The sequence below is a fragment of the Rhizobium gallicum bv. gallicum R602sp genome (assembly GCF_000816845.1).
Taxonomy (GTDB): Bacteria; Pseudomonadota; Alphaproteobacteria; order Rhizobiales; family Rhizobiaceae; genus Rhizobium; species Rhizobium gallicum.
Genome location: NZ_CP006878.1, coordinates 24,896 through 50,301, shown reverse-complemented (window position 1 = coordinate 50,301; position 25,406 = coordinate 24,896). Strand labels below are relative to the sequence as shown.

General features: G+C 59.0%; 24 protein-coding genes. 12 read left to right on the top strand and 12 right to left on the bottom strand.

What is annotated here, in order from left to right; all coding sequences use genetic code 11:
- Positions 1 to 9: 9 nt before the first annotated feature.
- The 8 genes from RGR602_RS20325 to RGR602_RS20290 all read right to left on the bottom strand — a co-directional run bounded on the left by RGR602_RS20325 (position 10) and on the right by RGR602_RS20290 (position 8,148).
- Positions 10 to 594 (bottom strand): adenylate kinase, encoded by a 585-nt coding sequence (locus tag RGR602_RS20325; RefSeq protein ID WP_026203871.1) that lies wholly within the window; start codon positions 592 to 594, stop codon positions 10 to 12.
- Positions 595 to 597: 3 nt separating this feature from the next.
- Positions 598 to 2,055 (bottom strand): NAD-dependent succinate-semialdehyde dehydrogenase, encoded by a 1,458-nt coding sequence (locus tag RGR602_RS20320; RefSeq protein ID WP_040113959.1) that lies wholly within the window; start codon positions 2,053 to 2,055, stop codon positions 598 to 600.
- A gap of 25 nt (positions 2,056 to 2,080) precedes the next feature.
- Positions 2,081 to 2,524 (bottom strand): acyl-CoA thioesterase, encoded by a 444-nt coding sequence (locus RGR602_RS20315; protein ID WP_040113958.1) that lies wholly within the window; start codon positions 2,522 to 2,524, stop codon positions 2,081 to 2,083.
- Positions 2,524 to 3,684 carry an iron-containing alcohol dehydrogenase gene (locus RGR602_RS20310; RefSeq protein WP_040113957.1) on the bottom strand — a complete coding sequence of 387 codons (1,161 nt, stop codon included), beginning with the start codon at positions 3,682 to 3,684 and terminating at the stop codon, positions 2,524 to 2,526. Before RGR602_RS20310 ends, RGR602_RS20315 begins: the two co-directional genes overlap by 1 nt.
- Before the next feature lie 23 nt (positions 3,685 to 3,707).
- Positions 3,708 to 5,237, bottom strand: a complete 1,530-nt coding sequence (locus tag RGR602_RS20305; protein ID WP_040113956.1) for a class I adenylate-forming enzyme family protein — start codon at positions 5,235 to 5,237, stop codon at positions 3,708 to 3,710.
- A 23-nt stretch (positions 5,238 to 5,260) separates the two neighbouring features.
- Positions 5,261 to 6,016: an SDR family NAD(P)-dependent oxidoreductase gene (locus tag RGR602_RS20300; protein WP_040113955.1), complete on the bottom strand. Its 756-nt coding sequence runs from the start codon at positions 6,014 to 6,016 to the stop codon at positions 5,261 to 5,263.
- Positions 6,017 to 6,082: 66 nt separating this feature from the next.
- Entirely contained in the window at positions 6,083 to 6,850 is a 768-nt protein-coding gene (locus RGR602_RS20295) for an enoyl-CoA hydratase-related protein (RefSeq protein WP_040113954.1), read from the bottom strand.
- Between the two features lie 89 nt (positions 6,851 to 6,939).
- The gene (locus RGR602_RS20290) at positions 6,940 to 8,148 is read right to left on the bottom strand and encodes an ABC transporter substrate-binding protein (protein WP_040114070.1); all 1,209 of its coding nucleotides are present in this window, start codon (positions 8,146 to 8,148) and stop codon (positions 6,940 to 6,942) included.
- Between the two features lie 263 nt (positions 8,149 to 8,411).
- Between RGR602_RS20290 and RGR602_RS20285 the strand changes: the two genes are divergently transcribed.
- Genes RGR602_RS20285 through RGR602_RS20270 form a run of 4 tightly spaced genes read left to right on the top strand, consistent with a single transcriptional unit; the run spans position 8,412 to position 11,771 of the window.
- On the top strand, positions 8,412 to 9,170 hold the full coding sequence (locus tag RGR602_RS20285) for an ABC transporter ATP-binding protein (protein ID WP_040113953.1): 759 nt from the start codon (positions 8,412 to 8,414) through the stop codon (positions 9,168 to 9,170).
- A complete protein-coding gene (locus RGR602_RS20280) occupies positions 9,163 to 9,870 on the top strand; it encodes an ABC transporter ATP-binding protein (protein ID WP_040113952.1) in 708 nt (235 codons plus the stop codon). Before RGR602_RS20285 ends, RGR602_RS20280 begins: the two co-directional genes overlap by 8 nt.
- A 33-nt stretch (positions 9,871 to 9,903) precedes the next feature.
- Entirely contained in the window at positions 9,904 to 10,791 is an 888-nt protein-coding gene (locus tag RGR602_RS20275) for a branched-chain amino acid ABC transporter permease (protein ID WP_040113951.1), read from the top strand.
- Between the two features lie 2 nt (positions 10,792 to 10,793).
- Positions 10,794 to 11,771, top strand: a complete 978-nt coding sequence (locus RGR602_RS20270; protein ID WP_082046615.1) for a branched-chain amino acid ABC transporter permease — start codon at positions 10,794 to 10,796, stop codon at positions 11,769 to 11,771.
- A 75-nt stretch (positions 11,772 to 11,846) separates the two neighbouring features.
- On the opposite strand, the gene RGR602_RS20265 is transcribed toward RGR602_RS20270, so the two are convergent.
- Positions 11,847 to 12,635, bottom strand: a complete 789-nt coding sequence (locus RGR602_RS20265) for an SRPBCC family protein (protein WP_040113949.1) — start codon at positions 12,633 to 12,635, stop codon at positions 11,847 to 11,849.
- Between the two features lie 184 nt (positions 12,636 to 12,819).
- On the opposite strand from RGR602_RS20265, the gene RGR602_RS20260 reads away from it, so the two are divergent.
- The 4 genes from RGR602_RS20260 to RGR602_RS20245 are packed head-to-tail and all read left to right on the top strand — an operon-like array spanning position 12,820 to position 17,331.
- Positions 12,820 to 13,704, top strand: a complete 885-nt coding sequence (locus RGR602_RS20260; RefSeq protein ID WP_040113948.1) for an FAD binding domain-containing protein — start codon at positions 12,820 to 12,822, stop codon at positions 13,702 to 13,704.
- Positions 13,701 to 14,180 (top strand): (2Fe-2S)-binding protein, encoded by a 480-nt coding sequence (locus RGR602_RS20255; protein WP_040113947.1) that lies wholly within the window; start codon positions 13,701 to 13,703, stop codon positions 14,178 to 14,180. Before RGR602_RS20260 ends, RGR602_RS20255 begins: the two co-directional genes overlap by 4 nt.
- Positions 14,177 to 14,938, top strand: a complete 762-nt coding sequence (locus RGR602_RS20250) for an N-acyl homoserine lactonase family protein (protein WP_040113946.1) — start codon at positions 14,177 to 14,179, stop codon at positions 14,936 to 14,938. The genes RGR602_RS20255 and RGR602_RS20250 overlap by 4 nt, the downstream gene beginning before the upstream one ends.
- Positions 14,935 to 17,331 (top strand): xanthine dehydrogenase family protein molybdopterin-binding subunit, encoded by a 2,397-nt coding sequence (locus RGR602_RS20245; RefSeq protein WP_040113945.1) that lies wholly within the window; start codon positions 14,935 to 14,937, stop codon positions 17,329 to 17,331. The genes RGR602_RS20250 and RGR602_RS20245 overlap by 4 nt, the downstream gene beginning before the upstream one ends.
- 43 nt (positions 17,332 to 17,374) lie before the next feature.
- Here RGR602_RS20245 and RGR602_RS20240 read toward each other — a convergent pair whose 3' ends face one another.
- On the bottom strand, positions 17,375 to 18,337 hold the full coding sequence (locus RGR602_RS20240; protein WP_223844042.1) for a winged helix-turn-helix transcriptional regulator: 963 nt from the start codon (positions 18,335 to 18,337) through the stop codon (positions 17,375 to 17,377).
- Positions 18,338 to 18,549: 212 nt separating this feature from the next.
- Between RGR602_RS20240 and RGR602_RS20235 the strand changes: the two genes are divergently transcribed.
- Positions 18,550 to 19,173 (top strand): nucleotidyltransferase family protein, encoded by a 624-nt coding sequence (locus RGR602_RS20235; protein WP_040113944.1) that lies wholly within the window; start codon positions 18,550 to 18,552, stop codon positions 19,171 to 19,173.
- A gap of 3 nt (positions 19,174 to 19,176) precedes the next feature.
- Here RGR602_RS20235 and RGR602_RS35950 read toward each other — a convergent pair whose 3' ends face one another.
- Entirely contained in the window at positions 19,177 to 19,503 is a 327-nt protein-coding gene (locus RGR602_RS35950) for a methyl-accepting chemotaxis protein (protein ID WP_203226212.1), read from the bottom strand.
- Positions 19,504 to 19,531: 28 nt separating this feature from the next.
- Here RGR602_RS35950 and RGR602_RS20230 point away from each other — a divergent pair, with 28 nt between their 5' ends.
- The 3 genes from RGR602_RS20230 to RGR602_RS20215 all read left to right on the top strand — a co-directional run bounded on the left by RGR602_RS20230 (position 19,532) and on the right by RGR602_RS20215 (position 23,607).
- Positions 19,532 to 19,876, top strand: a complete 345-nt coding sequence (locus tag RGR602_RS20230; protein WP_223844047.1) for a methyl-accepting chemotaxis protein — start codon at positions 19,532 to 19,534, stop codon at positions 19,874 to 19,876.
- A gap of 784 nt (positions 19,877 to 20,660) precedes the next feature.
- Positions 20,661 to 22,535: a TRAP transporter large permease gene (locus tag RGR602_RS20220; RefSeq protein WP_040113941.1), complete on the top strand. Its 1,875-nt coding sequence runs from the start codon at positions 20,661 to 20,663 to the stop codon at positions 22,533 to 22,535.
- A 79-nt stretch (positions 22,536 to 22,614) separates the two neighbouring features.
- Positions 22,615 to 23,607 carry a TRAP transporter substrate-binding protein gene (locus RGR602_RS20215; RefSeq protein ID WP_082046619.1) on the top strand — a complete coding sequence of 331 codons (993 nt, stop codon included), beginning with the start codon at positions 22,615 to 22,617 and terminating at the stop codon, positions 23,605 to 23,607.
- Positions 23,608 to 24,230: 623 nt separating this feature from the next.
- Here RGR602_RS20215 and RGR602_RS20210 read toward each other — a convergent pair.
- On the bottom strand, positions 24,231 to 25,064 hold the full coding sequence (locus tag RGR602_RS20210) for an oxidoreductase (RefSeq protein ID WP_040113939.1): 834 nt from the start codon (positions 25,062 to 25,064) through the stop codon (positions 24,231 to 24,233).
- Positions 25,065 to 25,406 lie beyond the last annotated feature (342 nt).

Genomic DNA, 25,406 nt, shown 5'->3' with positions numbered 1-25,406 from the left:
ACGAGACGCTCACCCGCCTATGGTCGAAGCAATGGCCGCAGCGACCGCCTCGACGTCCTGCCTTGCGTCGATCCGGCGCAGAAGTCCGCGTTGCTCGTAAAATGGCGACAACTGCGCCGTTGCGCGGATAAACTCCTCTACCCTTCGCTTTAAGACTTCCGGATTGTCATCTGAGCGGCTGCTTCCTCCAGCCTCCAGTGACTGCTCCGACCGCGACTTGATGCGAGCTTCAAGCAGTTCGAGAGGAATGTCGAAGAGCATCACGTGGTCCAGTGGCAGATTTTTCTCGGCAAGATGTGCCTCTAGTGCGCTCGCCTGTGCGACCGTCCGCGGAAAACCATCGAGGATGTAGCCAGCCCTGCCGACAGCATTTTCAAGGCCTTCTTCCACGAGACCTATGACGACCTCGTCCGGCACCAATCTGCCCGAATCGACGGCGGCTTTCGCCTGAACGCCGAGTGCGCTTTGTGCCTTGATCGCGTTGCGAAGCAGATCACCGGTCGAGATGTGCAGCAAGCCTCGCTCACGTATAAGCCGTTCCGCCTGGGTCCCTTTCCCAGCGCCGGGCGGGCCAATGAAAACAAGTCTCGTCATTCTTCAGACCCCCATGCACAGATATTTGATCTCGAGATAGTCATCCATTCCGTACTTGGATCCCTCGCGACCGTTTCCGCTTTCCTTCACGCCACCGAACGGCGCGACCTCGGTCGAGATCATTCCTTCGTTGATGCCGACGATGCCGGCCTCAAGCGCCTCTGCGACCCGCCAGATCCTGGAAATGTCACAGCCGTAGAAATAGGCGGCAAGCCCGAATTGCGTTTTGTTGGCAAGCTGAATTGCCTCGCTTTCAGTTTCAAAACGGAAAAGCGGCGCGACCGGCCCGAAAATCTCCTCGCCGAAGATCTGGGATTCCGGCGAGACGTCGGCGATCACCGTCGGCTGGTAAAAGCTGTGGCCTAGCGCATGCCGGCCGCCGCCCACAACCACTCTGCCGCCCTGGCTGATGGCATCCGACACAAGCTCCTCGACCTTTGCGACCGCCTTCTCGTCGATCAGCGGGCCGATCTGCACACCGGATGCAAATCCATTCCCCACCCTCAATTGGGATACCGCGTCCGATAGCTGAGCCACGAACGTGTCGTATATGCCGCTCTGGACGAGAAAACGGTTGGCGCAGACACAAGTCTGGCCGGCGTTGCGGTATTTCGAGGCGATCGCGCCTTTGACGGCGGCCCCCACATCGGCGTCGTCGAAGACGATGAAGGGCGCGTTTCCGCCAAGCTCCATCGAGGTCCGCTTCACGGTTGCCGCGCACTGGACCATCAGGACCTTGCCGATTTCCGTCGAACCGGTGAAGCTGAGCTTGCGAACGGCAGGGTTGGACGTCAGTTCGGCGCCGATGTCGCCAGCCGACCCCGTCACGCAGGAAAGCACGCCCTTCGGCACGCCTGCACGTTCCGCCAGAACGCAGAGAGCAAGCGCCGAAAGTGGCGTCTGGCTCGCCGGCTTGATGATCATGGTGCAGCCTGCCGCCAGAGCTGGCCCGACTTTCCGAGTGATCATCGCTGCCGGGAAATTCCATGGCGTGATCGCCGCGCAAACCCCGATCGGCTGTTTGATGACGACAATGCGCTTGTCGGACGTCGGAGCCGGAATCGTGTCGCCGTAGACACGCTTGGCCTCTTCGCCAAACCATTCGATGTAGGATGCCGCATAGGCGATCTCGCCCCGGGCCTCAGGAAGCGGCTTGCCCTGCTCGGCCGTCATGATGGCGGCAAGGTCGTCCTGGTTCTCGATCAGAAGCTCGAACCATTTCCGCAGGACGGCAGCGCGTTGCTTTCCGGAAAGCGCCCTCCATCCGGACTGCGCTTGTTCGGCACTCTCGATGGCGCGTTGGGTTTCACCGGCCCCCATTCGGGGAACGCTTGCAACGACGGAACCGTCAGCGGGATTCGTGACATCGATCACCCTGCCGTCGTCGGCGTCGTGCCATTCTCCGCCGATGAAGCACTGGCTGCGCAGCAGCGATGGATCCTTGAGAGTGGGAACTGCCATGGGGTTATCCTTGTTTGAACAAAAGTCATGCTTCGACCAGAAGCGGCTCAAGCAGCTCCCTGGCCTTGTCACCGAACGGAACCGGTCGGCGCGACAGGCGGTCGACGTTGACATGGATGAAAAAACCTTCGGCTGCGGCCACGTCTTCATCGTTACGGAACAGGCCGATCTCGTAGCGAACCGACGAACTGCCTAACCTCGCCACCCGAATGCCTGCCGTCACCTGATCGGGAAATGTCATTTCGGCATGGTAGCGGCAGCCCGTCTCCACGACGAGAAACACCTCGGTGCCAGCCTTGATGTCGAGCACGCCGTTTTCGATGAGAAAGGCATTCACCGCGGTATCGAAGAGCGTGTAATGCACCACGTTGTTCATATGCCCGTAGGTGTCGTTGTCCGACCAGCGTAGGCCGGTCGTGCGGAACACCTTGTAATCAGAGCGTCGTGAGGGAGTTTCGCGCTTCGCCATTACCAGGCCGCCCTGTATATCGAGAGCGCATCCCTCTCGCTCACCTCGCGGGGGTTGTTGACGAGGAGGCGCGTCTGCTTCATGGCGTCGCGCGCCATGACCGCAAGATGCTCCTCGCCGATGCCGACGTCGCGAAGCCGTGACTGAAGCCCGAGCTTTTCCGACAGTCCGGCAAGCCGCTCGATGAAGGCGCCGCAACGACCCTCATCCTCCCGTTCCGACACAAGATCCGGAAATGCATCGGCGGCGATTTCCGCGTAAACCGATGCGGCATCGGGTGCGTTGAACCGCAGAACATGCGGAAGAACCAATGCGTTGGATAGGCCATGGGGGATATGGAAGGTCCCACCGATCGGATAAGCCAGCGCATGTACGGCGGCGACTGGGGAGTTCGCGAAGGCCTGCCCGGCAAGCATCGAGCCAAGCAGCATCGCACCGCGCGCGGCGCGGTCTTGACCGTCGGACACGGCCTTCTCGATATTCGCGCCCAGCAGCTGAAGCGCCTGGCGCGCCAGCATCTTCGACAGCGGATTGTTGTTGGCGCTTTTCGAGGCATAGGATTCGATCGCGTGCACCATGGCGTCGATGCCGGTAGCCGCCGTGATATGGGCGGGAAGGCCGATCGTCAGATCGGCATCGAGGATCGCGATATCGGGCAGGATGATTGGCGACGATACGCCGCGCTTCTCGTCCCCGCCGACGGTGATGATCGAAACCGACGTGACCTCGGATCCGGTCCCGGCAGTGGTCGGCACAAGCACCAGAGGCAGGCGAGGCCCCTTGGCGTTGCCGACACCCCAGGCCTCGTCGATATCCTCGCCCGATCCGCAGAGAAGAGCCACGACCTTGGCAACGTCAAGCGAAGACCCGCCGCCGAAACCGATAATGCCGGTGACACCCGCTGGCCGCGCCATGTCCGATGCCGCCATCACGGTCGCGAGAGACGGATCGGCTTCGACACTGTCGAACACGGTCACCTCGATACCCGAGGCTGCAAGCGAGGCCAGAGCCGGATCGCAAAGCCCGAGCCTCCGCAGACCGGCGTCGGTCACGAACAGGACGCGCTCACCCAGCTTCTTCTTGACGATGTCGCCGATCCCGGCAGCTGCACCCGGCCGGAAAACGATCTGCGGCGTTGTGGTGAATATGAAAGGGTTCATGCAAATCTCCTCTGTCACTTCCCTCACGCGGCAGGCAGGCTTTCGCGCAGCTTCACGCGCAGGATCTTCCCGGATCCCGTCCGAGGTATTTCGTCGACGATGTAGATGCGATCAGGAACCTTGTAGGCAGACAGGCGCTCCTTGCAGTGGGTAAGGAGGGCTGCCTGATCGAAAGCCTCGGCATCCTTGAGAACGACACAGGCCACCGGAACCTCGCCGAGCATCATATGCGGCATGCCGATGACGGCGCAGTCAACGACCGTGTGATCGAGCAGGATCGTCTCCTCGACTTCGGCTGGTGCGATGTTCTGCCCGCCGCGAATGATCAACTCCTTCAGGCGGCCGGTGATCGTAAGGAAGCCGTTCGCATCGGACTTTGCGAGATCGCCTGTGCGATACCAGCCGTCGACAACGGCTTTCTGGGTCTCCTGTGGTTTATTGTGATAACCCTGCATCAGGTTCGGCCCCTTGCAGATCAGCTCGCCCTCGCTGCCGACCGGAACGTCGAGGCCGGTTTTAGGATCGACCAATCGGACTGTGACGCCGGGTAGCGGCAGGCCGCAGGAACCTGACACGCGCCAGCGGCCGGGCCAGTTCATAATCACCATCGTGGAAGTCTCGGTAATGCCGTAACCGTCGAGCAGGGCGACGCCGAAGAATTCCTCGAAGTCGTTGTTCAGCGTGCCGGGAAGGATGGCACCCGCCGACACGCAAAGCCTAACCGACGACAGCAGTTTCTCGCCGCTTGTTTGGCATGCGGAGAGGAAATAGTGGAAGACGGTCGGCACGCCGGGCATGAACGTGAAGCGTCCCGACCGTAGCAGTTCGGTCGCCTGCGTGGTCGAGAATTTCTCCATGATGTATTCGCTGGCGCCAAGCGCGATGATGGAGAGGACCGCGATGTTGAGCGCATAGGAATGATAGAGCGGAAGCGTATTGAGGACGACGTCGTTCTCGTTCATCCCCGCGATGGGCGCCCAGCAGGCGGCTGTCACCCACAGCATGGATCGTGTCGAGAGAAGAACGCCCTTGGGCTGCCCGGTCGTTCCCGACGTGTAGACGATATAGGCCGGCCGATCGACATCCCGGTCGTCCTCGAAACCGGACGACTGCGGCCGCTCCATCCCTAAAAATCCGGAGACCGGGTCCGCCTCGATCACGAGGACAGGCCTGTCGAGCCGGGACAAGACCGCGTCCGCCATCGTCCGTTTGTCCGGCAGCGCAACGAGCACCGCGCACCCGGCGTCGGTGATGCGGTATGCAAGCTCGGCTTCCGTGGATTCGATACTTACCGGGACGCAGATGCCGCCTGCGCGCACGACGGAGAGGCAGGCGACCACCCAGTTGACGGAATTCGGCAGGAATATCGCGACGGCCTGCCCCTGCCGAAGTCCACGAGCGACGAGGTGGGAAGCCAGGGCTTCAGTCTCCGCATCGAGCCGCGGATAGGAAACCGAACGGATCCTATCCTCGAACGCCATTTTTTCAGGATAAAGGCGCGCATTCCGCCGAAGGATTTCGCCGACGGGCGCGATCAAATCGTAACGTATCATCTTGGCTCCTCCCAATCCTCCCGTTAGACCATGCAAAAGCCGCCGTTGACACTGATGACCTGGCCCGTCACCCAGGACGATGTCTCCGAAGCGAGGAAGGTGACCATTGGGGCGATATCCTCGGGCCTGCCGATACGGCGCAACGGATAGGCCTTGACGATCTTCTCCCGGTTCTTCTCGAGGAATTCCGGGTCCGAATGGGAGGTCTCGATCAGGCCGAGCGAGACCGTGTTGACGGTGACGTTGTTGCGGCCAAATTCCCGAGCCAGCGACTTGCCGAGCGCGATCGTACCGCCGCGCGCCGCGGCGGCGAGTGCAAGATTGGCTTCGCCGATACGGGAGCTGTCGCCGACGAGATTGATGATGCGGCCGGAGTTCTGCGCGATCATCAGCGGCGCCACCTCATGGCAACAATTGATCGCGCCGTAGAGACACACGTCGATCTGCTGCTTCCAGTCTTGCGGGGTCGAGTCCACGAACCGCTGGTACTTCACGTAACCGGCATTGTTGACGAGAATGTCGACCGTGCCAAAGTCCGCCGTGACCGCGGCGATCATCGCCTTGACCTGGGCATTGTCGCTGATGTCAGCCTGGTAGGCTTTCGCCTTTCCGTCGCCCGCCTCGATGGATGTGACAACGGCCTCAGCTTCACCCCTGGAACGGCTGTAGTTCACCGCGACGACGGCGCCTTCGGCAGCGAGAGCGCGTGCGATATCGCCTCCGACATCCCGGCCACCGCCCGTGACCAACGCCACCTTGCCCTTGAGATTGGTCTCCATTGCATTGTCTCCTTGATACTTGAATTGCTGCCTTCGCAGCGAATTGGTGAATGAGGCCAAAAACCGTTATCGGCCCAGAAACCGCGGCGAGCGCTTATCGCCGAACGCCTTGCGTCCTTCGGCGTAGTCGTGACTTGAACTCGCCTTGTCGATCAGTGTTTCCGCCTCGACAAGGTCGAGATCCCCCCGGACACAGCCGTTGAGGATGAACTTGGCACCCCTGATCGTCAGGGGAGCGTTGGATGCCATGGCATTGGCGCGTTCCAGAGCAGCCGCGTGCGCATCCGATGCAAGCTCGTCGATGAAACCGGTGGCAAGCGCGTCGCGCGCAGTGAATCGACTTGCCGAGTATAGAATTCGTTTTGCCTCGCTGACGCCGACAAGCGAAAACAGTTTGCGGGTCGCGGAGACGCCATAGACGATCGACAGGCGGGCGGCGGGAATGCCGAAGGTGGCACTCTCTTCCGCGATCCGAAAATCGCAGGACATGGCAAGATGTGCAGCACCACCCAGGCAATAACCGCGCACAACCGCAACCGTGGGCTTGGAGACCTCGTAGATGGCGTCACCCGCCGCATCGACGGCGACCTCGTAGCGTGTGCTTTCCTCCACTCCCCCCCGGACCGTCTCGAATTCGCTGATATCAGCGCCGGCAGAAAAATCGCTTCCCGCACCCATCAACAGAATAGCGCGAATATCCGAATCACCGTCGAACTGACGAAATAGCTCCGCAAGCTCGCACCACATCGAATAGGTCACAGCGTTGCGCTGCATGGGCCGATTCAGTGTGACGGTGGCTATACCGTCGGATTTCTCCACTAGAATATAACTCATTTCTGCTCTTCTCTTCCCTGCTGACCCCGGACTAGCGGGCGATCGCGGTGGGAGTGCCCGGCGCAAGAAAGCCGGGCACTCCATTTCGTTCACTTCTTGACCAGAGGGCATTGACTCTCGGAAAGCGGGCGGAACGCCTTGTCGCCGGGAATGGTCGTGACAAGCTTCAACAGATCCCATTCGCTCTTGGATTCGGCCGGCGTCTTTACCTGGTAAACGTACATGTCATGCACCATCCGGCCGTCCTCGCGGATCTTGCCGCCCTTTGCGAAGAAGTCGTTGATCGGCGTCTCCTTCATACTAGCCATAACCTTCTTGGTGTCCGTCGTGCCGGCGGCCTTGACGGCCTGCAGGTAGTGCATGGTCGAGGAGTAGTCTCCTGCGTCGCCCATATGCGGCGGACGACCGACGCGCGCCTCGAACTTCTTGGCGAAAGCCCGGGTCTCGTCATCGCGGTCCCAGTAGAAGGCGTTCGTCAGGATCATGCCCTGCGCCGTTTCGAGCCCGAGGGAATGGACGTCCGTATCCCAGACCAGCAGGCCGGCAACTGTCTTGCCAGACGAGGCAAGCCCGAATTCAGCGGCGGATTTGACCGCATTCACGAAGGTCGTACCGGAACCGGCCATGGCGACGACATCGGCGGGCGATGCCTGCGCCTGCAGCATGAAGGCACTGTGGTCGGCAGTCTCGATCGGATAGCGGACGGCGCCGGAAACGGTTCCCCCGTTTGCCTTGACGATCTGGGTTGCATCCGCCTCGAGCGCATGGCCGAAGGCGTAGTCGGCAGTCAGGAAGTACCAGTTCTTCTTGCCTTCCCGGATCAGTTCGTTGGCGGTGCCGTTGGCGAGCGCATAAGTATCATATGAGTAGTGGATGCTGTTCGCCGTGCAGCCGTCGTTCGTCAGGCGTGACGAACCGGAGCCGTTGACGATGGCGATCTTGTCCTCATCCTTGGCAACCTGCGTGACAGCCAGAGCTATGCCCGAATTGATCAGGTTGTTGATCATCGTCACGCCCTGCGAGCCATACCATTCGCGGGCCGTGGCCACCGCCACCTCCGGCTTATTCTGATGGTCCGCGACGACGACTTCCAGCGGACGGTCGAGGACCTTGCCACCAAAATCCTCGACCGCCATCTTGACGGCGGCAATCGCCCCCTCGCCGGCCTCGTGCGAGAACTGGCCGCTAACGTCGGTCAGGACACCGATCCGGATCGGCCCTGAATCCTGGGCCTGGACCTGAACGCACATAGCGCCGATAGCCCCGGCGCAAGACAGCAAAATTCGTAGACGTTTCATCATTCCATCCTCCCTGATCTGGCGCTGAAGCTCCTCCGCGAGCGCCAACAATTAACTTGCTCTATCATACCTAGCATAAGCCAGACGCCGACATATGATGCGCCATGGTGGGCTTGCAGAGTAAGATAGACAGAATTTCACAGTTATGCAAGCTTGCATTATTAGACTTTATATGTTTTTCTGAAATTGCCTTTTGCGAGGAGAGGCGCGTGGCAGTCATCGTCTGACGCCACTGGAGGAAATCGAGCAGATAGGGAGGATCCGTGCCGGAGAACGCACCCATAATCGAGGCGCGCAATTTGACGCGCTCGTTCGGCGGCTTCGTCGCCGTGAACAACGTCGATATCCGGATCAGGCGGGGAGAGATCCACGCGCTGATCGGCCCTAACGGAGCCGGTAAGAGCACGCTGTTCAACCTGTTGACCAAGTTCCTTTCCCCGAGTTCGGGGCAAATCTTCTTCAAGGGCCGCGACATCACTGACATGGCGCCTGCCGACATCGCGCGGCTTGGGCTCGTTCGCTCGTTCCAGATCTCGTCGGTATTTCCACACCTGAGCGCGCACGAAAATGTGCGGGTGGCGCTTCAGGCCCGCGAGCGTGAGACGTTCTCGTTCTGGAAGTCCAACCGGTGTCTGAAGCGCTTCAACGAGGAGGCGCTCTCCCTTCTCGAAAGCGTCGGCCTTGCCGAAAAGGCGCGGACGAAGGCGAGCGAACTGTCCTACGGACGCAAGCGCGCCCTTGAACTGGCAACTACGCTGGCGCTGGAACCGGAAGTTCTGCTGCTCGACGAACCGATGGCCGGCATGGGAACGGAAGACATTGGCAGAACGGCATCGCTGATCCGACACGTCGGAAAAAGCCGTACCGTACTGATGGTCGAGCATAACCTCGGCGTCGTCGCCGACCTATCCGACACGATCACGGTGCTCCGCCGTGGCGAGGTGATTGCGGAGGGAACCTATTCAGAGGTTTCGACTAATACGGAAGTTCGCAAAGCCTATATGGGAGGCGCCCATGGCTGAACCTGCACTCTTGAACGTCAGCAATCTCGAAGCCTGGTATGGCGAGAGTCATGTTCTGCACGGCGTTAACTTCAATGTCAGAAGAGGCGAGGTCGTCACCCTTATCGGCCGCAATGGCGCCGGCAAGACGACTACATTGCGAAGCCTGATCGGCGTCGTCGGCAAACGTACCGGCGCGAGCACCTATAAGGGCAACGACCTCCTGAAGGTCCCGGCTCACAAGGTCGCTCGTCTTGGCATCGGCTACGTCCCGGAGGAGCGCGGAATCTTCTCAAGGTTGAACGTCATCGAAAACCTCATGTTTCCGCCCGCCTGGCAATCGGGTGGTATGAGCGTGGAGGAGATCTACACCCTCTTTCCGAACCTGAAGGGGCGCGATAGCACGCCCGGAACGCGTCTTTCAGGCGGCGAGCAGCAGATGCTGGCGATCGGCCGGATTTTGCGCACCGGAGCCGATTTCATCCTCCTCGACGAGCCGACGGAAGGTATTGCCCCCGTGATCATCGAGGAGATCAGCGCCGCGTTGCGCATTCTCAAGGACCGCGGCATGACGATCATTCTGGTTGAACAGAATCTGCGCTTCGCAGCGTCGGTTGCCGATCGCCACTTCGTGCTCGATCAGGGCAAGGTCGTCGACGAAATCTCCAATAGCGCGCTTGACGCCAACATGGACCGGCTGAACCGGTATCTGGGGGTGTGACGGTGAAGTGCATCATAAAACAGGTAAAATCCGATGACTGATTTTCTTGGGGTGCCGCTGCCCGTCCTTCTCGGCCAATTACTGCTTGGCTTGATCAACGGCTCGTTCTACGCGCTGCTGAGCCTCGGTCTTGCGATCATCTTCGGCATGCTCAATGTGATCAACTTTGCACACGGTGCGTTCTATATGCTTGGTGGCTTCGTTGCCTGGTATCTTCTTTCCCGCCTGGGGCTTGGATATTGGGGAACTCTGATTGCCGCTCCCATCGTGGTCGGCATTTTCGGTGTCCTCGTCGAACGGCTGTTGCTGAAGCGGCTCTATCGGATGGATCACCTCTACAGCCTTCTCCTCACCTTCGGCATCGCGCTGATGCTGGAAGGGCTGTTCCGCCATGTCTTCGGCGCGGCAGGCAAGCCCTATCCCGTGCCTGCGGCGTTGACCGGCGGCATCAATCTGGGCTTCATGTTTCTGCCGATGTATCGCGCATGGGTCATCGTGGTTTCGCTTGTCATCTGCATCCTGACATGGCTTGCCATCGAGCGCACGAAGCTCGGCGCCTACCTGCGGGCTGCCACCGAGAACCCGGCCCTGGTTCAAGCTTTCGGGATCAACGTGCCCCTGATGCTCACCCTGACCTACGCCTTCTGCGTCGGCCTTGCCGGCTTTGCGGGCGCCCTTGCAGCGCCGCTTTATCAGGTAAGCCCCGGTATGGGTTCAAGCATCATCATCGTTGTCTTCGCCGTCGTCGTCATAGGCGGCATGGGATCGATCGGTGGCGCTATCGTGACGGCCCTCGGCCTCGGCATCATCGAGGGCCTCACCAAGACCTTCTATCCCGCAGCATCCTCGATCGCGGTCTTCGTGGTCATGGTGCTGGTAATTCTCATCCGGCCGGCAGGCCTGTTTAGTCGCGAGGCGTGACGATGAACGGTACCACTATGTCCAGTCCCGCTGCCGCACGCGGATTTGCTAGACCAACATGTTTTCTCTTCTTGGTCGCGGTCGCTGCGATCCTGCTTATCGCCCCGCTGGTGACGTATCCGCTATTCCTGATCAAGATTCTGTGCTTCGTGCTTTTCGCAGCGGCATTCAATCTGGCGCTCGGCTACGCAGGTTTACTCTCCTTTGGCCACGCGGCATTTTTCGGCGGCGGCGCCTATATCGCGGCTCACGCCGCAAGAGTCTGGCACTTGCCCTTCGAACTGGCCGTGCTTTCCGGAACCGCATTTGCGGCCGTGCTTGGCCTCGTGTTCGGCGCGCTGTCCATCCGGCGGCACGGGATCTATTTTGCAATGATCACGCTGGCCCTTGCACAACTCGTCTATTTCATGGCCGTGCAGATGCCGTTTACCGGCGGAGAGGACGGCATTCAGGCTGTGCCACGCGGCAACCTGCTCGGCATGATCGACTTGCGAAACATCACGGCCATGTACTACACCGTGCTCGGCGGTACGGTCATCGGCCTCGTGATCATCTGGCGGGCGGTCAATTCGCCCTTCGGCCACACCCTTTCAGCAATCCGCGAAAACGAAACCCGCGTGACTTCGCTCGGCCTCAAGCCAGACCGTTACAAGCTCATCGCGTTTACCTTGTCTGCTGCGCTGTCGGGCCTTGCCGGATCGATGAAGGCGATCGCTTTCCAGCTTGCCTCTTTGGTTGATGTCACCTGGCACATGTCCGGCGAAGTCATTCTGATGACGCTGCTTGGGGGCATGGGAACGCTGATCGGTCCGATCGTGGGTTCGACCCTGGTCGTCGGCCTGGAGCACTTCTTGTCGACCAGCGGCCTGCCTATCACCTTCATCATCGGCCTGTTTTTCGTGATCTGCGTAATGATGTTCAGGCGTGGCGTTTTTGGCGAGCTCAAGCTTTTCCTCGAGCGCCGGAGTCAGCGTACATGAAGTCTTCTTGTGCAAGTTAAATGAAAAAGCCGGAACGACAGTTCCGGCTTTTTTGTGCCAGACGTGTGGTTCTTGTTATCGAGCTCGGGCGCCAAAGAGGTAGCCAATCGCCGCAGCCATTATCAACTGCACGGCGCTTGCCAGATCCGGAGACATTCGACCGCGGTCATCACCTGCCGGCAGAAGGCTGGGAAGCAGGCCGCCATAGACCGCCCACAACGCGGCCAACACGGACACGAACACCACAAACGCTAGGATTGGCATCGAAGGACCTGCGCGCGCGACTGCAACCGCAGGCGACGGCCCGGGACTAAAGGCTGCCTCTATCCGCGCGCGATCTGTGCTAATGGACCTTTCGTCCTTCTGGGAGACACCTTCGGATTTCGGCGGGGTCAACCTGCCTGGGTCAACAGCCGCGTCCTGCCGCGCCTGGATCTCTTCCGCGAACCGCTTGAAGAATTGGCCCGCCATTTGTTTTGCAGTAACATCAATCAGTCTGCCACCAAGCTGCGACAGCTTGCCACCGATCTGTGCATCGACGGTGTAGATGAGTACGGTTCCGCTGTCAGCCGGTTCCAGTTTCACGGTCGCGACGCCCTTCGCAAAACCTGCGACGCCGCCCTGCCCCTCACCCGAAATCTTGTACCCGTTCGGCGGATCAAGGTCGGAGAGCGTTACCGCCCCTTGGAAACGTGCCTTGACCGGGCCGACCTTCATAACCGCAACGGCGGTCATTTCCGTGTCTGAAGACTTTACCAGTTCCTGGCACCCAGGAATGCAAACTCTGAGCACGTCTGCATCGTTGAGTGCGGCCCATACGTCTTCCCTTGTCGCCGGAATTAACTGCTGGCCTGACATTTCCATGGATACATCTCCTCACCTGACGATTGGGTGTTGCCGCCCTCGGCGGCGAAATCACATTGCTTGACATTCCTATCTTAAGTCTAATAATGCAAGTGAAAATTATAGCATTGCGCTGAGCCGCACTGCGCGGGGGAGGAAGATACGTGTCGAGGAAGTTAGTATCGCAGGTGAGGTCGCAGACGCCATGAAGCCCGCGCCGTTTGACTACATCGCTCCCACCACGATCGATGAGGTTGCCGCGGCACTTGGCGCTGCCGAGGGAGACGGTAAGATCATCGCCGGGGGCCAAAGCCTCATGCCGATGATCAACTTTCGATTGGTGAAGCCGACCATCGTTATCGACATCAACCGGGTGGCCGGCCTTGATCGGATCGAACTGCACGGAGATCGGGTGAGGATCGGCGCGACGGTACGCCATCACATGACCGCGACAGACGCGATCATCCGCCAACACTTGCCGATCGTGCATGAGGCGATGCATCACGTCGCTCATATGACGGTGCGCAACCGCGGTACCTTCTGCGGCAGCGTCGCCCATGCGGATCCGGCGACCGAGATGCCGATGATGACACGGTTTCTCGATGGGACAGTCATCGCCTACTCTCAGCGCGGTGTACGCGAAATACCTGCAGCCGAATTTTTTGTCGGATCGCTGGTCAATTCGCTCGAACAAGATGAGTTCGTGATCGGCGTCGATCTCGATGCGATGAAACCAGATGCCGGATGGGGCTTTGAGGAATTTGCAAAGCGCCACGGGGACTTCGCGCTCGCCTGCTTTGCGACGACGCTGCGTTGTGTAGATGGCATAGCGTCTGACGTTCGCGTTGGCATGATGGGCGTTGGTGAAACCCCGCTGCGGCTCGAAGAGATTGAGGACATCATCGAGGGGACGGATGTGTCCGAGCCGGTTCTCGATACGGTGGCGGATCGCCTCGCGCAAATTCTCATGCCCAACACGGATATCCATGCCTCTGCAGATTACCGTAGACATCTCTCAGGCGTCCTCGCCAAACGAGCCCTTCGCGCCGCCTGGAGCCGCGCGAACCACGAAAGGCTTCAAGCAAGATGAGTGAGAAGACGATCACCGTCAGCATCAACGGAGTGTGTATGACGCGCACGATCGAAGCACGAATGCTGCTGAGCGACTTCCTGCGCCAGGACCTTGGCCTGACCGGAACCCATGTCGGGTGCGAACATGGCGTTTGCGGTGCCTGCACCATCACACTCGATGGGAGGAGTGCGCGCTCCTGTCTGACGCTTGCAGTGCAGGCGGACGGGAGCGAAATCGAAACCATCGAAGGCCAGGGAAGCGTCGATAAACTCGGGCGAATCCAAGAAGCGTTCCGCCAGCATCATGGCCTGCAATGCGGATTCTGTACGCCCGGTTTCATCATGGCGATCACCGACCTTCTTCGCCACCATCCGCTGGAAACCGATGAGGAGATCAGGGAAGCGCTGTCGGGGAACATCTGTCGCTGTACGGGATATGAAAACATCGTCAATGCCGTCCGCGAACTGGCTAGGGAGAGAGGACCTCTGAGATGAAGATGCATTTTCTTGAAGGCGGCCGGCTCCGTATGCGCCGGTCCATCTACGTCCCCGGGGCACCGAAGGAAGAAGCGATCGAGTTGCCGGTTCACGCCACCCTGGTGCGCCATCCCCAAGGCAACGCGCTGTTCGACAGCGGATGCAGTCCAGAGGCCGCCATCGATCCAGGCGCGCGATGGGGCGGGTTAAGCAAGGTTATGACTCCGATCTTTTCACCTGAGCAGACGGTCGTTCATCAGTTGAAGACTCTTGATCTCGATCCCAAGGACATAGATGTTGTGATCTGTTCACATCTCCATCCCGATCATTGCGGCTGCAACGCGTACTTTCGGCGCGCAACGATCCTCTGCCACGAGGCGGAGACGCAGGCTGCAACGGCAAGCGGTGCAGAGAATCTTGGCTATCTTCGGGGAGAATGGGACCAGCCGCAGGGTTTCCAGACCTTCAATGCGGAGCATGACGTCTTTGGCGACGGGCGCATCGTCTTACTGCCGATGCCGGGTCATACCCCGGGAATGACCGTCGCCCGTGTCGATCTTGAAAAAGATGGTTCCTTCATACTCGCTTCGGATGCTGCGCCGCTCCAGTCGAACATCGATACCGGTATCGCTCCGAAAAATACGTGGAACATTGAACTGGCCGCAGAGGCACTCGCTCGCCTGAAAGCTCTTCGGGAGGGGGGAGCTACCATCATTTCCGGCCACGACGACACGCAGTGGCAAGGGTTGCGAAAGGGTGTGGAGTTCTACGAATGAGCCATCAGGACCATTCCGTCGAGCTGCGGCCCAAACTTGTCGGCAAGCGGGTCAAGCGCACCGAAGATCCACGTCTGCTGACGGGTGTTGGTCAGTATGTCGATGACATGGCGCCAGCTGGTATGTTGCATGTCGCATTGCGACGCTCGGACCAGCCACATGCCCGAATCCTGAACATCGATGTCGGCGATGCGTTCTCGGTGCCCGGCGTCGTCGCCATCTATGACGCGAGCGACTTGGAAGGAGAGATCAAACCGGCCATCCCGACCTCGCGCATGCCTGGTTATTACGCCACCCCCATATGGCCGCTCGCACGCGGAAAAGTTCGATATGTAGGCGAGCCGGTCGTCGCCATTGTGGCCGAAAGCCGGTACGCGGCGGAAGACGCGCTTGAATACATCACTATCGAGTACGAGCCACTGCCCTTCGCTATCCGACAGGTCGATGCGGTGAAGGACGATGCACCCCTCCTGCATGAGGAGGCCGGCACCAACACGATCATTCGCCGCGAGTTCAAGCGTGGCGACGTCGACGCGGCATTCCAGGACGCAGCGGTCACCGTGAAAGGCAGGTTCCGGATGACGCGGAAGACAGCCGCTGCCATGGAGAACCGGTCCTATCTCGCCGAATGGGACAGCCGGAAACAATCGCTCACGCTTTATACATCCTCCAATATTCCAGGCGTGATCCGCGATGTGCTTTCGGGCTGCCTCGACCTCCCAGGAACACGCATGCGCGTAGTTGCCCCCGATGTGGGAGGCAGCTTCGGCGGCAAGGGGTCGCTCTACGGCGAAGAAATCCTTGTCTGTGCGCTGGCACGAAAGCTGAAGCGGCCGATCAAGTTCATCAGCGATCGGCTGGAAGATCTTTCCGCGACCAGTCAGGCCTTCGACGAACTGATCGAGGCCGAGCTGGCGGTAACCAAGGACGGCATGCTGATCGGCCTGCGCGCAGACGTTATCGGCGATGTCGGAGCCTACTCGATCTACCCGTGGACTGCTGCACTGGAGACGGTGCAGGTCGTCAGCTTCCTGCCCGGACCCTATCGGATGGAGCATTACCGAGGCCGGATCCAGGGTGTCCTCACACCAAAACCACCAACCGGTCCTTATCGTGGTGTTGGCCGCCCTTCCTCGACCTTCGCGATGGAAAGGCTCATCGAGATGGCGGCCCGCAAGCTCGGCATGGACCCGGTCGAGTTCCGCCGCAAGAACCTCGTTCGAGCCGAAGAATTTCCTTATCGCACTGCTTCCGGCATTATCTGGGACAAGTCAGCCTTCCATGAATGCCTCCAAGGAGCGTGCGATCATTTGGATTACCCCGCTCTCCTGCGCGAAAAAGACAAAGCCAGGAAAGAGGGCCGATGGATCGGAATCGGTCTGGCGAGCTATGCCGAGTTGACCGGCATCGGCTCGCGTATCTCAGTGGCGCCCGGGATGCCGATCAACACAGGAACGGAAACCTCGAAGATCGAAATCGACGCCACCGGCGCGATTACCGCGGCATTCGGCATCTCCTCGCACGGACAGGGGCTTGAGACGACACTGGCGCAAGTCATTGTTGACGAGCTCGGCTGCAAGCTCGAGGATATTGAGATCAAGCATGGAGATAGTTCTCTGGTTCCTATGTCCAGTGGGACCTATGCCAGCCGTTCGGCGGTCCTGGGCGGCGGCGCCGCCACGCTTGCAGCTCGCAATGTGAAAGCCAAGGTCTTGCGCGCTGCCGCCTACCTGATGGAGCAGAGTATCGAGGACCTCGACATACATGATGGCATCGTTACAAGCAGAAACTCGAACCTGACCATGACAATTAAGGAAATCGCTTCTGCGGTCTATACGCAGATGGGGCGTATTCCACGAGACCAGCGTGAGGATCTTACGGCTTCTGAAACCTACGATCCCTATCTCGGAACCGCCTGCTCCTCGACGCATCTTGCGATGGTCGAGGTCGATCCGGAAACCTACAGCGTGAAAATCCTGCGTTATGTCGTGGCCGAGGATTGCGGCAAGATCATCAATCCGATGATCGTGGACGGACAGGTCCAAGGCGCCGTGGCCCAAGGTATCGGTGCTGCCCTATTTGAGGAAATCGTCCACGACGACCAGGGGCAGGCAGTTGCCGCGAGCTTTGCGGACTATCTGGTCCCTGTTGCCAGTAGCGTTCCCGATATCGGTATCGTCCATATCGAAGCAGATCTGCCGAACAACATCGGCGGCTTTCGCGGCATGGGCGAAGGCGGCACGATCGGCGCGCCGGCGGCGATCGCAAACGCCGTCTCGGACGCGCTTTCTCACCTCGGCGTGTCGGTGGAAACGCTGCCAGTTACGCCGGAGCGCATTTTCCAGATGCTGCGCTCGAAGATACGTCCTCTCGACCCATCACCTCAACCCTGAGCGTCGTTTGATTTCAGAAATGCCTTATCGGACGCCAAATCCTTCAAAGATCAAACGGGTACCTTAGGATGTAGTCGGTGTCCTTGGAGGAGATGGGCTTCTTGCACTCGGAGCAGACCACGATGGCGGAAAAATCCTGCCCGCAGGCCTTATGCCGAAGCCGCATCGGTGGCTTGCCGTCTGCGAGCCACCTGTCTCCCCAGGCCATCATGACGAGCATGGGCTTGTACAGATCGAGGCCCATTTCGGTGAAGCGATACTCGAAGCGCTCGCCTCCGTTATAAGGAACCTTGCGCAATACGCCCGCCTGTACGAGCCGGGCGAGGCGGTCGGCGAGAATGTTAGTCGCAATGCCGAGGTTCTCGCGCATTTCCTCGAACCGTCGAACTCCGAACCAGCCTTCTCGTAGAATGAGGAAGCTCCAACGGTCGCCGATGATCCCAAGCGTCCGCGCGACTGAGCAGGGCCGCACCCTTTCCAAAAGCGTCGAATCCGAGCTTCTGCGAGACGTCGGCCGCGCTTCGACCGGAGCATACCCCGCGCCTGGCCCGTCGCGTGGCGCAACCTCTTTTGCCGTGAAGGGTTCGAGACATTCGCAGCAGACCGTGATGGGATGGCATTCACACCCACAACTTTTATGAATCAGCTTCAGTGGGGGCTCGTTGCCCCCCGTCAGCCACTTGTCGCCGAATTCCATGAGCGACAGCATCGTCGGAAAGAGATCTTTTCCTCGGACGGTTAGGAAATATTGTTGCCCCGGCTCGTTCGGCCGTTTTCCAGTGCTCAGGATGTCATTCGCCACAAAGCTGGACAGTCGAGACGAAAGCGTCTGCCGCGGAATGCCCAAGCGCTGCTGAAATTTGTCGAACCGGCGCACGCCAAAATAGGCTTCTCGAAGTATCAAGAAGTTCCAGGTCTCGAATACAATCTCCATCGTTCGACGAACTGATGATTGTCGCTGCATTAGCAAGGGCTTTTCATTACCGGATGAGGAGGCAATATTCATGGGCATCTTTATGATCTTGTTCATCGGATAGCGACTGGCGACGAGCGCGAATGGGTTGGGTTCATACCACATATATAGGGTATCAGGTCTAATAATGAAAGCTTTCCGCGCCGTAAGAACGGTTGCTTCGTTCAATCGGAAACGGACCCATTCCTAGTCTCAAGTGATATAGTAGTGGGCGAGGTAAATGCGCCGTGAGCCTAGGAGGCAATATGGAGAAGACTACGGACCCTTCAGAGGTGGCTGTTGTGCTGCTCGCCGCAGGACAGGCACGTCGCTTTGGGACCGCCACAGATAGCAAGCTCCTGGCATTGTTCGATGGTATTCCACTTGTCAGGCGAAGTGCCATGCGCGCCTGTGAAAGCAGGGCTCGTTCCGTTACTGTTGTCGTCGGTTTTCGAGCTCCGGAGTTGATTTCAGCTCTCTCTGGCCTTCCAGTCAGCATTGCGCACAACCCCGATTTCGCCAGCGGGATGTCGAGTTCTTTGATAACCGGGATGATGACGCCCCAAGTTCGATCAGCGCAAGGAACACTGGTTATGCCGGCCGACATGCCGTCGGTTTCGACGGCTGATTTAAACTCGCTTATTGAGGCTTTCGTTGCTTATGGTGGTCGATCGATTATCGGAGCGACCTGTGGGAACATTCGCGGGAATCCCGTGATCTTTCCCAGGTCCCTCCTGGGCGAGGTCGCGAGGCTTAAGGGCGATCTGGGCGCAAGAAATATTATCCGAGCTTCCAATGTGCCCTTCGTCGATTTCGATATCGGCACTTCAGCGTTGCACGATGTCGATACGGTGGAAGCATTGATCGCAGCTGGCGGTATAATATCTTGATCCTCAGACTAAGCGGACGATTGCTCGTCGCCGCCCCTGAGCGACAGCCTGAGGCCATTCAGGCCGCCCGAGATTACGGAAGGTGGCAGATCCGCCAGCCGTGTGTGTGATGCGCCCGCGGATTAAGTCATCGGGCAACCGCGAACCCACGGCCAGTCCCCCCGCCCGAGCCGCCTCAATGCCTGCGTTCAAAGCCAAAAGGTTCGTCTGATGCGATTTCATCGATGACACGATGATATTGCCTATTTCGACCGAAGAAGACCGAATGTTTGTCATAGCCTCATGCACCTGAACAACGATTTGGCCCAAAGCGTTGCCGGCCTGTTGCACGCGCTGGACCCCATCATTGATATGCAGGTTGGATATTTTGATTGACTTGATTTCTTTCGCCGCCGCCGCAGACCTTTGCGCCAGGTCTCTGACCTCCTGCGCTACTAAGAGCGTCAATCAGAACGTCGACGCCATTGCTCAGGTTTCTCGCGTTCAAGCGGACGGGCTCAAGGAAATCAATTTCTCAGTCGGTAAGATTGAATCACCGACACAGCAGAACGCAGCTTTGGTGGAAGAGTCGACCTCTGCCGTGAACAATCTCGCGAAGGAGACAGCATCGCTTTTCGAGATGCTGTCCAGGTTCCAAATTGCCGGTGGGCCGGCAAAGACCAGCCGCTCAGAGGAGCCAACGCTTTATCTAGCCGCGGCATAGCCGGAGCCGATGCAAAGCAGGACTTTCAAGTCCGGTGTGACGTCCCTCCCTCCAGAGGGATTAGCATCGGGCGGAGGACAGGCCCCTGACGACGCAGCGATCTACGGAAAGAAGTTAGCGGCGCTGAAAACTCAGAGGGCCGCTGACCTGCGGTAAGCGCGCGAGACGACTTGTCAAAACAGCAAGGTCAATAAGGCCGTCCGGCGTTTTGAGGTCGGCGGCGCACGTCCTGGGTTCAAGCACGCGCCAGGTTCGCCGCTCCCGAAGGACTAGGGACGGAACGGTGGCGACATCGAGCCGGCACAGGCGATCGGTCGCCGATTTCAAGAAATCCGATCGCGGCGGCGCGATGAACAGGATGCGGCTTGCCCCCGTCGTCAAACGGGACGCCTAATCGGCTCCAAGATCCCCTGACATTTGTGCACACCAGCCAGTGGAACCGCTCGATCTGTTTGAGGGCCATCGAGCCCGGGTCTGTGATCTCGATCCAGTGACCGGTCGAGTGACCGATCGATGCCTCGACCCCGGGCGTACTTGTTCCTGTTCAAGACACCCAGCCGGCAGAAAAAGTGCTTGCCAACATGGGTATGACCTCATACCTTATACCTACGCCAAGAGAAGCTGGGCGCGAAGTTCGTTGAAACGCACTTGGGAGGACGGAAGCTGGTCAGCTTCCCGCAGGAAGTAGTGCGTGAACGGCAGTGGGAGGATCGATTTTGACGGATAGACGACTGCGCTGCACACGCACGCAAACGAGCAGGCGTGGCCGAATGAGGAGGCCACTATGACTGTTCACCGAACCATCGAGAATGTAGTGACAAGCACGTCAAACCTGGCTGCAATGGCACGCAGGGTTGAGCACGGCTTGGTAAAGGGCCTGGAGATACCGGTAGCACTTCTAGTGCTTTGCGAAATTCTTCTGCTGTTCTCGGCCGTCGTCGCTCGGTATGTGTTCCACGTGCCACTGGTTTGGTCGGACGAGCTAGCCTCAATCCTGTTCCTCTGGCTTGCCATGTTGGGTTCGGCCGTCGCGTTTCAGCGGCAGGAACACATGCGCATGACGGCCCTGGTTACCGCGTTGAAGGGCGATACGCGCCGCTTCGTTGAACTGGTTTCGGTTGCGGCGGCACTTGCCTTCCTCGTACTGATCCTGCCCGCATCTCTGGAATACGCCATCGAGGAGTCCTACGTTTGGACACCAGCGATGAATATTCAGAACTCTTGGCGCGCTTCGGCGCTGCCAACGAGCTTCGCTTTGATGCTTGTTTTCGCGGTGTTGCGGCTTCTGCAGAGTTCGAATCTCCGTCTCGCACTCGGTGCCGTTGCTGCCATAGCAGTGGTCTTCTGCTTGTTTTGGGCGCTGAAGCCCGTGCTCGTTGGTCTTGGGAACCTCAATCTTCTCATTTTCTTTGTCGGCGGCGTTGCAGCGTGTGTCTTTGGCGGCGTGCCGATCGCCTTTTCATTCGCGATCGCCACATTCGGCTACCTCATTCTGACGACCAGAACGCCACCTCTGATCATTGTCGGCAGGATCGATGAGGGTGTCAGCCATCTGATCCTTCTCGCGATCCCTCTGTTTGTGTTTCTCGGCCAGCTCATCCAGATGACGGGTATGGCGCGGGCGATGGTTGCGTTCCTCGCCAGCCTTCTTGGCCATGTGCGCGGCGGGCTTCACTATGTGCTGGTGGCCGCGATGTATCTCGTGTCAGGGATCTCAGGATCGAAGGCTGCCGACATGGCCGCTATCGCGCCGGTCCTGTTTCCGGAGATGAAGGCGCGCGGAGCAGACGAGGGCGATCTTGTCGCGCTTCTCTCGGCAACCGGTGCTCAGACAGAAACAATCCCGCCTAGCATCGTCTTGATTACGGTGGGATCCGCGACCGGGGTATCGATCGCAGCATTGTTCACCGGCGGCCTTCTGCCGGGCCTCATTCTAGCGATAACGCTCTGCTTCTTGGTCCGCTGGCGCTGCCGCAACGACGACTCGAGCCAAGCCAAGAGAGCAAGCCGACGGCAGATCGGTAAGCTGCTTGTCACCGCACTCCCTGCCCTCGCGCTTCCGTTCGTTATCCGCTCAGCCGTTATCGAAGGTGTCGCTACGGCGACAGAAGTTTCGACTATTGGCATTGCTTACTCGGTTGTCGCGGGTCTGGTGTTCTACCGTCAGTTCGACTGGCGCCGGCTCAAGCCGATGCTTGTCGAGACGGCGAGCCTATCCGGTTCCATCCTTCTGATTATTGGCGCGGCCACGGCGATGGCATGGGGCCTGACGCAATCAGGCTTCTCGACAGCTCTGGCACAAAGCCTTTCAAGCCTTCCGGGGGGTGCGGTCACATTCATGATCGTCTCGATCGTCATATTCATCATCCTTGGCAGTGTGCTCGAAGGGATACCTGCGATCGTCCTGTTCGCACCCTTGCTCTTTCCGGTTGCTCAACAGTTGGGCATCCATCAGGTGCACTACGCCATGGTCGTCGTGTTGGCGATGGGTATCGGCCTGTTCGCGCCGCCCTTCGGCGTTGGCTACTACGCTGCCTGCGCAATTACCCGGGTCAGCCCCGATGCGGGCATGAAACCGATCGTCGGTTACATCGTCGCCATGGCCATTGGTCTTGCCGTTGTTGCTGCGGTTCCGTGGCTCTCGATCGGCTTCCTTTAGTCCGGCATCGACCAGTCAAAATTCACAGAGTTATTTGGAGGAGAACGCTATGGTAAACCTGACAAGACGCGCATTTACGATGACGACGACGCTAGGTCTAAGCGCCACCGCGCTCGGCTTTTCAATGAAGCGAGCTGCCGCGGCCGAATATTCCCTGAAGTTCGCGTTTAACCTGGCCGAAACCCATCCAATCACCACGCGCGCAAGGGAGGCGGCAACGCGCATCCAACAGGAGACGAACGGGCGGGTTGAGCTGCAGGTCTACCCGAACAACCAGCTTGGTAGCGACACGGACATGCTGTCGCAAGTGAGAGCAGGCGGCATCGATCTGTTCCTGAACTCTGGTATCAATGTACTGTCCACCATGGTTCCGGCGGCCTCGATCTATGGTCTCGGTTTCATTTTCCCGGACTATGATACGGTTTGGAAAACGATGGACGGCGAACTCGGTGTCGCTCTGCATAAGCTCATCGAAAAGGTGAATCTCCTCCCGATGGAAAAGATGTGGGACAACGGGTTCCGGCACATCACCACCAGCACGCATCCAGTCAACTCGCCCGCGGATCTCGCCGGTATGAAAATCCGCGTTCCAGTCGGAGCGCTTTGGACTTCTATGTTCCAGACGTTTGGGGCAGCTCCGGCGTCCATCAACTTCAACGAACTCTATTCTGCACTCCAAACGAAGGTCGTCGATGGACAGGAAAATTCGCTGGCCAACATCAAGACCGCAAATATTGTCGAGGTCCAAAAATACTGCGCATTGACCCGGCACATGTGGGACGCGTTCTTCTGCGTTGCCAACAAGCGCAACTGGGTAAGCCTGCCGGCGGATGTGCAGGATGTCGTAAGCCGCAACATCAATCAAGCAGCGCTCGATGAGCGTCAAGACATGGCCAAGTTGTCGGAGTCCCTGAAAGAGGTCCTGGCCAAACAGGGTCTTGTATTCAATCAGCCCGACACCGAGTCGTTCAGGCAGAAACTTCGCGACGGCGGCTTCTACACAAGCTGGCGCGAAAAATATGGTGAGGAATTATGGGCGATTCTCGAAAAGTCGGTCGGGAAACTCACCTAGGCCCTAAGACGGCACATTTTCTCCCAGAGGCCGGCTGTCCGGCCGACTTCCGGGTCTCGTGAAGAACATCACGGGACCCGGCTTTTTTCGTGATCGTGTGGTAATCGCGTGGAAACAAATAGCAGAATCGTTACAACCCGACCTCGGCGCGGCGCTTTGTCTTCGGCGGTTTTTTCATGGAGCTGTCCGACGCGTTAGTACTGGCGGCTCAAGCCCCTTCCAACTAAAATCAGATCGCACAACCGGCCCGTCGCGATCAGCCCCCCGTGCTGATCGCAGAAGTGGGAGATCGCCTCCCGTCACTCGCCGCCGCGGACCGGCAGGAGGCGGTGAAACCAAAAGGCTCGAATAGCTAGATCGACGAATGGCGGGTATGGTTTGCGCCTTGGTATAAGCGGCCGTGACGCTAGCGCCGTCTACTCACCTCCGGCTGACGACGAGCTCGGCTCTAATGGGCTCGCCCGGGCTACGGCACGCTTTGAAGCCGGCGAGCGCCGCGAGACATTTGTCACTGGATTCCCAGTCTCGCTCGGGCCTCAAGCTCTGATAGGGAATCTGAAAGGACGTCTTGCTTTTCCGCGATACGCACCAATAGCGTCATCGCAGAAGCCACCCGAACAACGTCAATCCCGATCCGTGGCGCGGCTGACCGCTTCTCGCTTCGCGATCTCCTGACGGACCTGCTCGAGTTTATCGAGAATGCCGTCATAGCTGATATTGCCAAGCGGCAGTCGCAGAGGCTTGTCCTCGTCATGAGCGACATTGACAATCGCCACGGCCGCCTTTGCCGGATCCCCTGGCTCGTTGCCGACGTTCTGTCGGAAGGACGCGCGCTGGCCACCCGCCGTATTGCCGTAATCGGCGATTTCACCGTCCGGTGGTACTTCATGTGCTGAGTTGCCAGCCCAATCCGTCGCAAACGGGCCGGGCTCGATGAGGACGATGTCAATACCGAGCGGCTGCAATTCCTGCGAGAGCGATTCGGAAATAGCTTCCACAGCGAACTTGGACGCGCAGTACCATCCGACGGCCGGAAAAGCTCGGATGCCTCCGACGGACGAGACGTTTATGATGGTACCTGAGCGCCGCGCCCGCATGGCCGGAAGAAACGCATTGGTGACGTTGACAAGACCAAAAACGTTTATCTCCATCATTCGTCGAATTTCCGCCTCCTGGCTTTCCTCGACCGCAGCGAAATAGCCAATCCCAGCGTTGTTGAAGAGGACGTCGATGTGGCCAAAGCGTGCTTGGGCAGCGGCTACGCTGTGCTTGATCTCTTCGGGGTTGGTGACGTCGAGTTGAATCGCCGCGACGCCTTCGGGAGAAAGTGCCACAAGGTCTTGGAGCGCTTCGACGGAACGAGCGGTTGCGGCGACTTTATCACCGCGGCGAATGGCTTCCTCGGCGACAGCGCGACCGAAACCGCGGGATGCACCTGTGATGAACCATGTTTTCATTTGCTAATACTCCACATTGCTAAGGTGATGCCGCTGCCAGCGACGCATCAGCGATATGGGTTGGATTTCGATTTGGTTGAGATCACATGACATCATCACTGCGTTGAGCTAAGCTCATCTGCAATCACAAAAGCCGCGCGACGCGTGCGATGGCCGGCGACAATTCCGCAGACAAGGCAGTCGTCGCACGGCTCTATGACCAGTTCGGCTTCGATGCAGTGGATGCCGGGCCTCCTTGCCGAGGGATGGCGATTGGAGCGCGGCAGGCCGGTTTATTGTGTGCCGATGGATGCCGAACGCCTGAAAGAAGAGCTTGAGAAAACGATCCGCTAGGACGGGCGC